The sequence below is a fragment of the Streptomyces sp. SID13726 genome, assembly GCF_010548375.1.
Taxonomy (GTDB): Bacteria; Actinomycetota; Actinomycetes; order Streptomycetales; family Streptomycetaceae; genus Streptomyces.
Map to the genome: position 1 here is coordinate 16,662 of NZ_JAAGLY010000023.1, position 13,938 is coordinate 30,599.

Here is a 13,938-nt window from a genome sequence, read left to right on the forward strand (position 1 = left end):
GCGTGAGGGCGAACCCGCGCTCACGGTACGGGCCGGATGCGACGGACAACGGTTGGAGCGGCTCGCCGAGATGCTCGACACCGGTGAGCAAGTGCTACTGACCGTGGCGGACCTTCACGTCCTGCATGCCGTGCTGTTGTCCGTGCCCAGCATGTTCGCGTCGGAAGAGGCCTTTCACACCCAGCTCGGCTTCTACCGCGAGAACGCGCTCGCCCTGGCAGACGGCCTGGTGAGGGCTGTCCAGGACGCTGCTGTACCGGAAGGCTGACGGGCAGTACGCACAGGTGCCCCTCTCCCGCTCGCCGGGAGAGGGGCACCTGTGTCACTGGCGTCAACTGCGGACACGGGAACACCGAGCGGTCCGTTCCTCTTCACACCACCGTCCGCCGCCCCGTACTCCCCCGCTCCGTAATCCAAGGCGCCAACAACGTCGACTCCGCCACAACCGCCCCGTCCAGCTTCCTCACCAGCAGTTCCACCGCCCGCGCCCCCACCTCCGCCGACGGCACCGCGACCGAGGTGATGGGGACACGGGCCGACTCGGCGACCTCGTCGGGGCAGATCGCGGTGAGGGACAGGTCGGTCGGGACTCGTAGGCCCAGGTGTTCGAAGGCGTCCAACAGTGGTTCCAGCAGGGGCTCGTTGTGGACGACCACCCCTGTCAGCGCGGGCTGTTCGCGGAGCAGGCGCTCGGCGGTCTCGTGGGCTGTGCCGGGCTCGCAGGGGTGCACGGTCGAGGACATGCCGTTGCGGTCGGCGGCGGTCGTGAAGCCCTGGACCACGCTGTGGGCGAAGGCGGTCTGCCGGACGTAGACCTCCGGCGGGGAGCCGACCAGGGCCACCGAGCGGTGCCCCAGTCGTGCCAGGTGTTCCACGCACGCCTCGCCCGCCGCCCGGAAGTCGAGGTCGACGCAGGTCAGGCCGGACGGGTCCGCGGGGAAGCCGATCAGTACCGACGGCAGCTCCAGGGCGCGCAGCAACGGCAGGCGGGGATCGTCCAGTTGGACGTCCATGACGATCAGCGCGTCGACCAGGGCCGTGTCCGCGACCCGGTGCAGCCCGTCCTCGCCCTCCTCCTGGGTCAGCAGCAGTACGTCGTGGTCGTGGCGGCGGGCCGTCGTCACCACCGACACCGCGAAACCCATGACGGTGGGGACGTGGATGCCGGTCCGTAAGGGCACGACCAGCGCCAGGACGTTCGAGCGCCGGCCGGCCAGGGCGCGGGCGCCCGCGTGCGGGCGGTAGCCCAGTTCGCGGACGGCCGCCTCGACCCGCTGCCGGGTCTCCTCGGAGATCGGGCGCTTGCCGCTGAGGGCGTAGGAGACGGTGCTCGGGGAGACCCCGGCCCGCCGCGCCACATCCGTGATCTTCACCATCAGCCCAGCTCCAGGGAGAGGAACCCGGTGCCCGCCTGCGCCCGCGCCGTCCTGCCCCCCGCCGCCAGGCCCCAGGGCGCCGACGGGTCACCGCAGGACGCCCGCAGCGTGTCCCCTTCGCGTACGACGGTGAAGGCGACCTCGCCGGACCGCACCGTGACCTGCTCGCCCCGGGCCAGGCCGTAGGCCCGCAGGGTCACCCCGTCCGCGTGGTCGTAGTCGGGGCGGTCGTCCACCGCGCCGACCGGGATCACCGCGCCGGGCCGGACCAGCAGCGGCACGCTCAGGAAGTCGTGCCGCTCGCGCACCCAGCGCGGTCCGGTCACCGTCTCGCCGGTCACGAAGTGGGTCCAGGTGCCCTCCGGGACGTAGTACGACACCTCCCCGGAGTCGGTGAACACGGGCGCCACCAGCAGATCCGGGCCGAGCATGTACTGCCGCTCCAGGTGCGCGCACCCGGGGTCGTCCGGGAACTCCAGGACCATCGCCCGCATCACCGGCACACCCTCGGCGTGGGCGGTGCGCGCTGTCTCGTACAGGTAGGGCATCAGGCTCAGCTTGAGCCGGGTGAAGTGCCGCAGTACGTCCACGGACTCCTCGTCGAACAGCCACGGCACCCGGTAGGAGGAGCTGCCGTGCAGCCGGCTGTGGGAGGACAGCAGGCCGAAGGCCAGCCACCGTTTGAAGAGGGCCGCCGTCGGGGTGCCCTCGAAGCCGCCGATGTCGTGGCTCCAGAAGCCGAAGCCGGATAGGCCGAGGGACAGCCCTCCTCGCAGCGACTCCGCCATCGACTCGTACGTCGCCTCGCAGTCGCCGCCCCAGTGCACCGGGAACTGCTGGCTGCCCGCGGTCGCCGAGCGCGCGAAGACCACCGCCTCCTCCTCGCCGCGGTGCTTGCGCAGCACGTCGAAGACCGTGCGGTTGTACAGGTAGGTGTAGTAGTTGTGCATCCGCTCGGGGTCGGAGCCGTCCGACCACTCCACGTCCAGCGGGACGCGTTCGCCGAAGTCGGTCTTGAAGCAGTCCACGCCCTGGGCGAGGAGCGCCTCCAGCTTGGCCGCGTACCAGTCGCGGGCGGCCGGGCTGGTGAAGTCGACCAGGGCCATGCCGGGTTGCCACAGGTCCCACTGCCAGACACTGCCGTCGGGGCGCCTCAGGAGGTGGCCGAGCGCCTTGCCCTCCGCGAACAGGGGGGATCTCTGGGCGATGTACGGATTGATCCACACGGACACCCGCAGGTCCCTCGCGTGCAGTCGCGCGAGCATGCCCTCGGGGTCGGGGAAGACCCGCGGGTCCCACTGGAAGTCGCACCAGTTGAACTCGCGCATCCAGAAGCAGTCGAAGTGGAAGACGGACAGCGGGAGTTCGCGGTCCTTCATGCCCTCGATGAACGACGTCACCGTCTCCTCGTCGTACGACGTCGTGAAGGACGTCGACAGCCACAGGCCGAAGGACCAGGCGGGCGGCAGGGCCGGGCGGCCGGTGAGGGCCGTGTACTTGCGGATGATCTCCTTCGGCGTCGGGCCGTAGATGACGTAGTACGTCAACTCCTGTGTCTCCGCGCTGAACTGAACCCGCGAGACCGCCTCCGAGCCGACCTCGAAGGAGACCTTGCCCGGGTGGTCGACGAAGACGCCGTAGCCCGCGTCCGTGAGGTAGAACGGGACGTTCTTGTACGCCTGCTCGGTGGCCGTGCCGCCGTCGGCGTTCCAGACGTCGACGACCTGGCCGTTCTTCACCAGCGGCCCGAACCGTTCGCCGAGCCCGTACACCGACGTGCCGACCGCGAGCCCCAACTGCTCGCGCAGATAGTGGGCGCCGCCCGCGTCCCGCATGATGCCCATGCCCTTGGGGCCGCTCCCCGTCAGCAGCCGGCCGCCCGCGAGGAAGTCGACCTGCCAGGTGCCGGTGCGGGCCACCCGGACCGACAGCGTGCCGGAGGTGAGGGTGGCGTGCTCCTCGTCGTACTCGGTGTGCGCGGTGAAGTCCTCCTTCCTGACCTCGAATTGGGGCCCCTGCGGCTGCTCGCCCTCGAAGTGGGTGAAGGTGACGCCGATGACGTCCGGCATCGGGGCATGGGCGCTGATCGTCACGACCGGTCCCTTCAACAGGTCGCCGCGGCGGCGGATCGGCTGGGTCGGCGCGAGGATGTCCAACCGGCCGTCGTGCGCGGCGACTTCGTGGACCTGGGCCGGATGCGCCGCGGTGACGCCCTCGCGGAGCAGCCAGTAGCCGTCGGTGAACTTCACGTGGGGGGTCCTTACTTGACGGCACCCACGGCGATACCGCGGGTGAGGGTTCGCTGGAAGACGAGGAAGAAGACGAGCGCGGGGAGTACGCCGAGCAGGGCGGCGGCGTTGGTCATCGTGGCGTCCATCAGGCGCTGGCCCTGGAGGACGCCGAGGGCGACGGAGACGGTCTGGTTGTCGTTGGAGATCAGCATGACCAGGGGGAGCAGGAACTCGTTCCAGGTCCAGATGAAGAAGAAGACCAGGAGCACGCCGAGGGTGGGGCGGCTGACCGGGACGACGATCCGCCACAGGACCTGCCACTTGTTCGCGCCGTCGATGCGGGCCGCTTCGAGGATCTCGCGGGGGAACTGGCCCAGCACGGCGGCGAGGAGGTACGTGCCGAAGGCTGCCTGGATCACCGTGAACACGATGACCACGCTGAGCCGGGTGTCGTAGAGGCCGACTTCCTTGCTGAGGTAGTAGACCGGGTAGACCAGCGCCTCCTGCGGCAGCATGTTCGCCAGGACGAAGAAGGCCAGGACCCAGGTGTGGCCCTTGACGCGGCCGATGCCGATCGCGTACGCGTTCAGGACCGACAGGATCACGGCCAGGACCGCCACCGAGCCGCTGATCAGTACCGAGTTGACGAGCTTCTGGCCGAAGTCGACACGTTCCCAGAAGTCCTTGAGGCCCTGTGTGTAGAGGCCGTCGGGGAGGCTGAGGGGGCCGTTCTGGGCGTACTCGGTGGGGGACTTGAAGGCGTTGACCGTGACGATGAGGAACGGCACGACCATGAACAGCGCCGCGACGCACAGGGCGATCAGCACCGGGTAGCGGCGCAGGGCGGTGGTCATGAGCCGGTCCTCTCCTGGAGCCGCAGACCGATCAGGGAGAGCGCCAGGATGATCACCGTGAGCACGGTGGAGATCGCGGCGCCGTAGCCGACCTGCGTCTTCTCGAAGAACGTGGTGAAGGAGAAGTAGGACGGGACGTTCGTGGCCCCGCCGGGTCCGCCCTTGGTCAGCACGTACACCGCGCCGAACACCTTGAGCGCGGCGATCGAGCACCAGGTCAGGACGACGTAGATCTCCGGGCGGATCTGCGGCAGCGTGATGTGCCAGAAGCGGCGCCACCAGCCGGCGCCGTCCAGCTCGGCGGCCTCGGCCAGTTGAGGGTCGGCGCGTTGCAGGCCCGCCATGAAGACGACCAGCGGGAAGCCCAGTTGGACCCAGACCATCACGCCCATGACGGTGTAGAGGGCGAGGTCGGGGTCGCCGAGCCAGTCCTGCTGCCAGGAGCCCAGGCCGATCGCCTTGAGGAGGGCGTTGAGGGAGCCGTTGTCGGGGGCGAGGATCCAGCTCCAGACGATGCCGGCGACCGCGATCGGCAGGACCTGGGGGAGGTAGAAGCAGGCGCGCAACACGGCGGCGATCCGGGTGCCGAAGTGCTTGCCGACGTGGTCGAACAGGGCCGCGGCGAGCAGCAGCCCGAGAGCCGTGGGGACCGCCGCCATCGCCACGACCATGAACAGGCTGTGCCGGAAGGACGCCCAGAACTCCGTATCGTCCATCAGCTCGCGGTAGTTGGCGAGCCCGGACCACTCGGGGGAGCCCACGCCCTGCCAGTCCGTGAAGCTCACGTACGTGTTCATCGCGAACGGCAGCACGATGACCGCGAGGAAGGCGAGCGCACCCGGCAGCAGGAACAGGGCGTAGGAGTCGCGGGGGCGGCGCGGGGGCCGGAGGGCAGTGCCCTTGCCGACCGCCCGCGCACCGCGTTCGACGGTCACCGTCATCGCTTCGGCGCGCCCTTGTCGTAAGCCTCCTGGAGATCGCCGAGGTAGCCGTCGGGCTTCTCGCTGCCGGTGATCAGCTTCTGGGTCTCGGAGACGAGGACGTCGTAGAAGCCGGGGACCGGCCAGTCGGGGTAGAAGGCCAGACCGTCGTTCGTGGAAAGGGTGTTGAAGTTCTCGATCAGCGTCTTCGACTGCGGGTCGGTGATCGCGGAGGCGTCGGCCGCGACCGGGACGCCGCCCGAATTGCCCAGCAGGTTCTGGATCTTCTTGGACATGGTGATGTCGATGAAGTCGTAGGCGAGGTCCTTGTTCTTCGAACCCTGCGGTACGACCCAGAGGTTGCCGCCGGAGCCCAGGGTGAGCTTCGAGTCGGGCCACAGGAAGGTGCCCCAGTCGAACTTGTTGTCCGTCTTGAAGCGGCCGTACCACCAGCTGCCGGAGAACAGGACCGGCGCCTTGCCGGAGGTGAAGGAGACGCCCGCGGCCTCTTCGTTCTGGCCGCTTGAGGTCTTGCTGAAGTAGCCCTTGCTCACCCAGTCGGCGAAGGTCTCGGCGCCGTACGTCCAGGCCGCGTCATGGAAGTCGGTCCTGCCCTTGTAGAGCTGGTAGGAGTCGACCCACGCGCGGTCGGCCTTGGAGAGGGCCAGCTGGTAGAGGTACTGCTGGGCCGGGTAGGCGGCGCCTCCGTTGGCGAGCGGGGTGACTCCCTCGGCGACGAACTCGTCCATGGCGGCGGTGAGTTCGGGGAGGGTCTTCGGTTCGGCGATGCCGTACTTCTTGAAGAGGTCCTTGTTGTAGTAGACCAGCGTGTACTCGGCGTAGTTGGGGACGCCGTACCACTTGCCGGAGCCCATCACGCCGTTGGTGTCGTAGAGGCTGGTGGTGCGGACGCTGGGGCTGAGCTTCTTGTCCCAGCCGTGCTTGGTGGCCTCCGCCGTGAGGTCGGTCAGCAGGCCCTGTTTGGAGAGCAGGCCCGCGGTCGCGTTGCCCTTGTTGTACTCCATGAGGTCGGGCGCGTCCGAGGAGTTGAGGACCATCGGGGCGGTCTTCTGGATCTGGTCGAAGCTCTTCTCCTCGAACTCCACCTTCACGCCCGGGTGCTGGGCCTCGAACTCCTTGATCGCCTCCTTCCACGCGATGCCCATCGCGCTGGTCGGGCCCTCGTAGTGCCAGAGCCGGAGCGTCTTGCCGTCGGAGGACCCGCTGTCGGAGCCTCCGCACGAGGTCAGCAGCAGCGACCCGGTCAGGATCACCGCCGTCGCCACCACACGCCTTCGTGCCGTCAACATCCCGTACCTCCGGGGGAGTCGGATGGTGCTTCGGGCCGGGCGCCGCGCAGGGGTCGTCGGGTCGAATCGTTGTCGAACCACGATCGGCCGCTGTCGAAGCGCTTCGACGAAGGAACGTATGTGCGGCTTCAAGAGTCGTCAATGGGTTGCACAGGATCAGGTGAAGCGATTCGACGATCCGGCCGAAACGAGCGCGATCATCAGCGCCACCGCGGCCGCCGTGACCGGAACGCCGAACCCCGCCACCGGTGAGAGGTGCTCCACCGTCCAGCCGCCCGCCGCGCTTCCGCAGGCGATCCCGCCGAGCAGGCCGGTCACCGCGAGGGTCATGCCCTCGTTGAGGCGGTCGGGCGGGGTGCGCCGCTGGACCAGCGTCATCCCGGTGACCATCGTCGGGGCGGTCGCCATCCCGGCGATCAGCAGCGCGCCCGCGAGCGCGGGCAGCGAGCCGGTGAGAGCGGCGGCCAGCAGGGGCAGCGTCAGCAGGGCCGTCATGGCGGCGACGCACCGGACGTAACGGTCCTCGGCGGGCCCCGTCCCGCGGGTCGCGCCGTAGGCCAGGCCCGCCGCGCACGAACCGGCCGCCTGGAGCGCCAGCACGATCCCGGCGGCCGAGCGGTGGCCCTGCGCGTCGGCGAAGGCGAGGGTGACGACCTCCATGGAGCCGAACACCGCGCCCATCGCGAGGCAGACAGCGAGCAGGGGAGGGATGCCGGGGCTGCGGAAGGGGGCCTTCGACGTGGTGTGCGGCCGGCGGGGCGGTTCCGTCGCGCGCTGGGCCGCGAACACCAGCACGCCCGTCACCAGCAGCACCGCCGCCACCAGCGTGCCCGCCTCCGGGAAGAACGTCCCGCACAGGAAGGCCGCGAGGACCGGGCCCAGCATGAAGCACGCCTCGTCGGCGGACTGCTCGAAGGAGTTCGCCACATGCAGCGCCTTCTCGTCGCCGGCGAGCAGACGCGCCCAGCGGGCCCGGGACATGCCGCCGATGTTGGGGGTCGTGGCGGTGGCGGCGTACGACAGGAAGAGCGTCCAGGCCGGTGCGCCGAGCCGGACGCACAGCAGCAGCGCCAGCGAACCCAGCGCCGCGAGGACCGTCGCCGGTACGGCGATCTTGGCCTGTCCATGACGGTCGACGAGCCGCGCGATCCACGGGGCGACCGCCGCGGTGGCCGCCGGACCGGTCGCGGTGACGGCGCCGGCGAGGGCGTACGACCCACGCGTCCCGGCGATCATGACGACCGCGCTCACGCTGAACATCCCCATCGGCAGCCGGGCGAGAAGGTTCCCGATGGTGAACGCGCGGGCGCCGGGGGTGGCGAGAAGGCGGCGGTACGGGCCGGGGGTGCGGGAGCTGCGCCGGTCCTGCGGGCCTCCCGGACCCCGGGGGCTTCGCGGTGCGAAGTCGACGATGACGAGTGCGTCGGCGGTCATGGTGAACATCGGTCGGGTCGGTCGCGGCATGCGCCCACCGTCGCCCCGGAGTGATCAAGGGGTCCAACACTTTCTCCGTACCGATTCACGCACCCGCGTTGTAAGTTCGCCGGATGCCCGCGCCCCAGCACCTGGACCCCCGTCTCCTGCGCGCCTTCCTCGCCGTCGCCGACGAGCTCCACTTCACCCGCGCCGCGGCCCGGCTCTACGTCGCCCAGCAGGCTCTGAGCCGGGACGTGCGGCGACTGGAGCGGGAGCTCGGTGCCGAGCTGTTCGTGCGGACCACCCGGCAGGTGACGCTGACCGCCGACGGGGAGCGGCTGGTGCCCTACGCCCGCCGCGCGCTGGCGGCCCAGGACGAGCTGCTCGCCGCCTTCGGACAGGCCCGGCCGCTGCTGGTGGACCTGAACTCCCCGGGCCTGGGCACCGGCCGCAGGGTGCTGCACCGGGCCCGTGAACTCGCCCCTGACCAGGAGCTGATGGCCCGCTACGAGAGCGGGCTGACCGGTGCGGCCGGGGAGCTGCTGGCCGGGCGCCTGGACGTGTCCTTCGGACGGTTCGCCGGTCTGGATCCGGCGCTGCGGGCGGGTCTGGAGCACCGGCCCGTGCGCTTCGAGCCCATGGCGGTCGTGCTCCCCGAGGACCACCGGCTGGCCGCCCTGGAGCGGGTGCCGCTGGCCGCGCTCGCGGGCGAGACCGTGTACGCGGGGGCCGGAAATCAGCGCACTCCGGAATGGACCGATCTCGCTCGTCGGCTGTTCGAAGGCCGGGGCATCGAGGTCGCCCCGCCGGCCCCGCTCGCGGTCGGCGACGAGGAGTTCCAGCGGATCATGGCGAAGACCCGGAACCCGATTCTGGCCGTCGTGGATTTTCCGGCCATGCCCGCCACGGTGCTGCGTCCGCTGGTCGACCCGGTACCTCTGTCGCCCGTGTCGCTGGTGTGGCGCAAGGGTCTGGTGCATCCCGCATTCGACGCCCTGTGCCGGGCCGCAATCGAACTCGGCGTCGAACATGGATGGCTCCGACGGCCCGCCGATGGATGGATTCCGGCCACTGATGAGCGCCATATGCACGTCCACAAGTGACACGCGGCAAACACAGAACCTCCGCGTGCGCTACATTCGTGGCCTGAGCACGGTGTGATAAGGGGGGCGCTCGGACCGGGTGGGGGCCTGGTTCGACCGGCTTGTGCTCAGGGTCGTATGCGCACCCGGAACGGTCCCGTGGGGGGATGTGCGTGCGCGTGAAGAACGTTAAGAAGTGGCGAGAAGACGCCCAACCGGAATGGCCCGAGGCCGCATCAGCGACCCAGGACATACCGACGACAGGGGCGGCAGGGGCGACAGGGGTCAGTACCCAGTCGTTCCCGGAAACCGGAGAGACCGTCGGGGAGACCGGCGGCCCGGGTGCAGGCGGCCGGCGGGACTTCCCGGGGGCGCCCAGAGCGGACCGGGCGCCCAGAGCGGACCGAGCGCCCAGAGCGGACCGCGCCCGGGGTGTGCCGGAGCCGCCCGGCCGGAAGTCCGTCGTGCGTGACCCGTGGGAGGAGTCCGGCGGGGTCGCCGGGCAGACCCACGACCCGCACGAGGTGACCGTCCAGCTCGACGCCATAGGGGTGGGTCCCGACAGCCGTATCGAGGGCAGCCCGGCGGTCGAGGGCGGGTCCGAGGGGTCCGACGGCCCGGTCTTCGTCGACGAGTCGGGGCGCCGCAGCCGCCGCTTCCGCCGGATCGGCATCGCCGTCGGCACCGCCTGCGCGGTCTACGCCGTCGTCATCCTCGTCACCCTGCTGTCCGGCAACTCCAACGCGCCCTGGGTCCCGATGACCGGCCCGAAGGACGACGCCCCGGCCGGCAAGGTCGACACCAGCCCGATGCCGGCCGAGTCGGCCGACCCCTCCGTCCCCTCGGTCGTGATCCCCGGGGTCACCCCGACGGCGAGCGACGGCTCGACGCCGGTTCCCGGGGCCGGGGCCACCGTGCCCGGGGTCGGGGTGAGCCCGGTCAAGCCGGGGGCGTCCGCCGATCCGTCGGCGCCGGCCTCCCAGCCGGGCGGCAACCCGTCGGTCAGCACCGGCCCGTCGACCCAGCCGTCGGCGCCGGTCACCCCGCCGGCCAGCCCCTCGGTCACCCCGCCCGTCAGCACCAGCCCCGATCCCTCTGTGGCCCCGTCCGGCACCACGGGAGGCGGCGACAGCGCCGGCCCCGGCACGGTCGCCGACGGCCCGGCCGCACCCTCGCCCATCGCGTCGGAGACCCAGAGCGGCGGCACCTCCGCTCCCGCCGCGCCCTCCGCCGCCCCGCTCGCCCCGTCCCCGGAGCACATCCTCTGATGTCATCCCGCACCCGCCGTACGGGCTCCGCGCCAGGAGCCCCCGACGGCTCCAGGCGCCGTCGCCTGCCCATGCGCCTGCTGCTGCCCGTGCTCGTCCTCGTCGCCCTGATGGCGATGCTGATGCTGCGCGGCTACGTCCACAGCGAGATCCTCGCCGACCACCGCATCCAGGCCGAGGCCTCCACCGACAAGGTGCCGGAGAAGATAATCGACGGCGGCCCGGTGATCGACACCCGCAGCGGACGCGCCACCAGCCTGAGGATGCCGGACCGCCGGATCGTCCTCACCTTCGACGACGGCCCCGACCCGACCTGGACCCCCAAGGTCCTGGACGTCCTCAAGAAGCACCACGCGCACGCGGTCTTCTTCGTCACCGGCACCATGACCTCCCGCTACCCGGACCTGGTCAAGCGCATGGTCGACGAGGGCCACGAGGTCGGGCTGCACACCTTCAACCACCCCGACCTGTCCTTCCAGTCGAAGAAGCGCATCGACTGGGAGCTCTCGCAGAACCAGCTCGCCCTCGCCGGCGCGGCCGGCATCCGCACCTCGCTCTTCCGGCCGCCGTACTCCTCCTTCGCCGACGCCATGGACAACAAGTCCTGGCCGGTCACCGAGTACATCGGCACCCGCGGCTACATCACCGTCGTCAACAACACCGACAGCGAGGACTGGCAGAAGCCCGGCGTCCGCAAGATCATCACCAACGCCACGCCCAAGCCCGGCAAGGGCGCGATCGTGCTGATGCACGACTCCGGCGGCGACCGCCACCAGACGGTCCAGGCGCTCGACCGGTTCCTGCCCGAGATGCAGGACAAGGGCTACGAGTTCGACAACCTCACCGAGGCCCTCGACGCGCCCACCGCGCACACCCCGGTCACCGGGCCCGAGCTGTGGAAGGGCAAGGCGTGGATCTTCCTGGTCCAGGCCTCCGAGCACATCACCGACGTGCTGGTCGTCGGGCTCGCGATCATCGGCTCGCTGGTCATCGGCCGCTTCGCGCTGATGCTGCTGCTGTCGGGGGTGCACGCGCGAAGGGTGCGCCGTCGCGACTTCCGCTGGGGCGAGCCGGTCACCGAGCCGGTGTCGGTGCTGGTGCCCGCCTACAACGAGGCCAAGTGCATCGAGAACACCGTCCGTTCACTGATGGCGAGCGAGCACCCCATCGAGGTGATCGTCATCGACGACGGCTCCGGCGACGGCACCGCCCGGATCGTCGAGGCGATGGGCCTGCCCAACGTCCGGGTCGTCCGCCAGCTCAACGCGGGCAAGCCCGCCGCCCTCAACCGCGGCCTGGCGAACGCCCGTTACGACATCATCGTGATGATGGACGGCGACACCGTCTTCGAACCGTCCACCGTACGCGAGCTGGTGCAGCCCTTCGGCGACGCGCGCGTCGGCGCCGTCGCGGGCAACGCCAAGGTGGGCAACCGGGATTCGCTGATCGGCGCCTGGCAGCACATCGAGTACGTGATGGGCTTCAACCTCGACCGCCGCATGTACGACATCCTGCGCTGCATGCCGACCATCCCGGGCGCGGTGGGAGCCTTCCGCCGCTCCGCCCTGGAGCGCGTCGGCGGCATGAGCGACGACACGCTCGCCGAGGACACCGACATCACCATGGCGATGCACCGGGACGGCTGGCGCGTGGTCTACGCCGAGAAGGCGCGCGCGTGGACCGAGGCACCGGAGTCCGTCCAGCAGTTGTGGTCACAGCGCTACCGATGGTCGTACGGCACCATGCAGGCGATCTGGAAGCACCGGCGCGCGCTGGTGGAGCGGGGCCCGTCGGGCCGCTTCGGCCGCGTGGGCCTGCCCCTGGTGTCCCTCTTCATGGTGGTGGCCCCGCTGCTGGCCCCCCTGATCGACGTGTTCCTTCTCTACGGCGTCGTGTTCGGCCCGACCCAGAAGACGATCGTGGCCTGGCTGGGCGTCCTCGCCGTCCAAGTGGTCTGCGCCGCCTACGCGTTCAGGCTGGACCGGGAGCGCATGACCCATCTGATCTCGCTGCCGTTGCAGCAGATCCTCTACCGCCAGCTCATGTACGTCGTGCTGCTCCAGTCCTGGATCACGGCCCTCACCGGAGGCCGGCTGCGCTGGCAGAAGCTGCGCCGCACGGGGGTCGTGGAGGCGCCGGGCGGGCCGGTGCCGAGGCAGCGGGCGCGCAGTGAGAGCGACGACCGGAGGCCGGTGGGATGACACAGGAATACACGGCGGAGCAGCGAGCGGCGGTTCCCGCGCCCAAGGCACCGGGCCGGGACCGCTACCTGGACCTGCTCCGCTCCCTGGCCCTGGTCCGGGTCGTGCTCTACCACCTGTTCGGCTGGGCGTGGCTGACCGTGCTGTTCCCGTCGATGGGCGTGATGTTCGCGCTGGCGGGCTCGCTGATGGCGCGCTCGCTGAAGCGTCCGGCGCTGAGCGTGATCAGAGGCAGGGTCCGCCGACTCCTGCCTCCCCTCTGGGCGTTCAGCGCGGTGGTGCTGCCCCTGCTGTTCCTCGGCGGCTGGAAGCTGTCGGAGGACCCGGACCACAGCGGCACGTGGGGCCTGCTGGAGCTGGTGAACTACGTCATCCCGATCGGGGCGCCGCCGTACCCCTGGGAGGTCGGCTTCCCGAAGGACCTCCTGGAGAGCACGTGGGCGGACCAGGCGGTGGGTCCGCTGTGGTACCTCCGCGCGTATCTCTGGTTCGTGGTGGCCTCTCCGCTGCTGCTGTGGGCGTTCCGCAGGGTGCCGTGGGCGACGCTGCTCGCTCCGCTGGCACTGACGGCGGTCGTGGGCACGGGAGTGGTGACCATCCCCGGCGAACTCGGCAACGCCGTCACCGACTTCGCGGTCTACGGCAGCTGCTGGGTCCTCGGTTTCGCACACCACGAAGGGGTGCTGGCGAAGGTCCCGCGCTATCTCGCCGTCTCCGGATCGGTCCTGGTGATGGCCTTCGGCCTGTGGTGGGCGTCCGGCCATCTCGGCCCCGAGGGCTGGGACCTGAACGACATCCCGCTGGCCCAGGCCGCCTGGTCCTTCGGTTTCGTGGTGATCCTCCTCCAGTACTCTCCGTCCTGGCAGGAACTCCCCGGCCGCCTGGCCCGCTGGGACAAGCTGGTGACCCTCTCCAACAACAGGGCCGTCACCATCTACCTCTGGCACAACCTGCTCATCATGGCCACGGTCCCGATCATCGACCTCGCCTACCGCCTCCCCTTCATGGAGAGCGACCGCGCGGTCGCGGCGCTGGACGCCACGGACACGCTCTGGATGTTCTTCTTGGTCTGGCCGCTGATCGGGCTCGCGATCCTGGCGTTCGGGTGGATCGAGGACCTGGCGGCGAAACGGAGGCCGAGGCTGTGGCCGAACGGGACGAAGCGCGGTGCGGCGAAGCCGCGGGCCGCCGTGGCACAGGGGAGCTGACGGAGCGACCGGGGCGGGGAGTGCGGCGCGGCGGGGTGGGTCACGGGACGGCTGTCCGAAGGAGCAGGCGCC

General features: G+C 70.4%; 11 protein-coding genes. 5 read left to right on the forward strand and 6 right to left on the reverse strand.

Annotated elements, in window-relative coordinates:
• Positions 1–52 precede the first annotated feature (52 nt).
• The gene (locus G3I78_RS37985) at positions 53–268 is read left to right on the forward strand and encodes a hypothetical protein (RefSeq protein WP_164433348.1); all 216 of its coding nucleotides are present in this window, start codon (positions 53–55) and stop codon (positions 266–268) included.
• 103 nt (positions 269–371) lie between these two features.
• Here the strand turns inward: G3I78_RS37985 and G3I78_RS37990 are convergent, their stop codons facing one another.
• The 6 genes from G3I78_RS37990 to G3I78_RS38015 form a co-directional block, all read right to left on the reverse strand.
• A complete protein-coding gene (locus G3I78_RS37990) occupies positions 372–1,376 on the reverse strand; it encodes a LacI family DNA-binding transcriptional regulator (protein ID WP_164433350.1) in 1,005 nt (334 codons plus the stop codon).
• Positions 1,376–3,625, reverse strand: a complete 2,250-nt coding sequence (gene yicI, locus G3I78_RS37995; RefSeq protein ID WP_164433352.1) for an alpha-xylosidase — start codon at positions 3,623–3,625, stop codon at positions 1,376–1,378. The genes G3I78_RS37990 and yicI overlap by 1 nt, the downstream gene beginning before the upstream one ends.
• Positions 3,626–3,636: 11 nt before the next feature.
• A complete protein-coding gene (locus G3I78_RS38000) occupies positions 3,637–4,461 on the reverse strand; it encodes a carbohydrate ABC transporter permease (protein WP_164433354.1) in 825 nt (274 codons plus the stop codon).
• A complete protein-coding gene (locus G3I78_RS38005) occupies positions 4,458–5,402 on the reverse strand; it encodes a sugar ABC transporter permease (RefSeq protein WP_164433356.1) in 945 nt (314 codons plus the stop codon). Before G3I78_RS38005 ends, G3I78_RS38000 begins: the two co-directional genes overlap by 4 nt.
• The gene (locus G3I78_RS38010) at positions 5,399–6,691 is read right to left on the reverse strand and encodes an extracellular solute-binding protein (protein ID WP_203616065.1); all 1,293 of its coding nucleotides are present in this window, start codon (positions 6,689–6,691) and stop codon (positions 5,399–5,401) included. The genes G3I78_RS38005 and G3I78_RS38010 overlap by 4 nt, the downstream gene beginning before the upstream one ends.
• Before the next feature lie 156 nt (positions 6,692–6,847).
• Positions 6,848–8,155, reverse strand: coding sequence for an MFS transporter (locus G3I78_RS38015; protein ID WP_203616066.1), 1,308 nt, complete (start codon positions 8,153–8,155; stop codon positions 6,848–6,850).
• Positions 8,156–8,238: 83 nt separating this feature from the next.
• Between G3I78_RS38015 and G3I78_RS38020 the strand changes: the two genes are divergently transcribed.
• The 4 genes from G3I78_RS38020 to G3I78_RS38035 all read left to right on the forward strand — a co-directional run bounded on the left by G3I78_RS38020 (position 8,239) and on the right by G3I78_RS38035 (position 13,866).
• A complete protein-coding gene (locus G3I78_RS38020; RefSeq protein ID WP_164433358.1) occupies positions 8,239–9,210 on the forward strand; it encodes a LysR family transcriptional regulator in 972 nt (323 codons plus the stop codon).
• Between the two features lie 443 nt (positions 9,211–9,653).
• The gene (locus G3I78_RS38025) at positions 9,654–10,457 is read left to right on the forward strand and encodes a hypothetical protein (protein WP_203616067.1); all 804 of its coding nucleotides are present in this window, start codon (positions 9,654–9,656) and stop codon (positions 10,455–10,457) included.
• Positions 10,457–12,658 carry a glycosyltransferase gene (locus G3I78_RS38030; RefSeq protein ID WP_164433360.1) on the forward strand — a complete coding sequence of 734 codons (2,202 nt, stop codon included), beginning with the start codon at positions 10,457–10,459 and terminating at the stop codon, positions 12,656–12,658. Before G3I78_RS38025 ends, G3I78_RS38030 begins: the two co-directional genes overlap by 1 nt.
• On the forward strand, positions 12,655–13,866 hold the full coding sequence (locus tag G3I78_RS38035) for an acyltransferase (protein ID WP_164433362.1): 1,212 nt from the start codon (positions 12,655–12,657) through the stop codon (positions 13,864–13,866). Before G3I78_RS38030 ends, G3I78_RS38035 begins: the two co-directional genes overlap by 4 nt.
• The last annotated feature ends 72 nt before the right edge of the window (positions 13,867–13,938 follow it).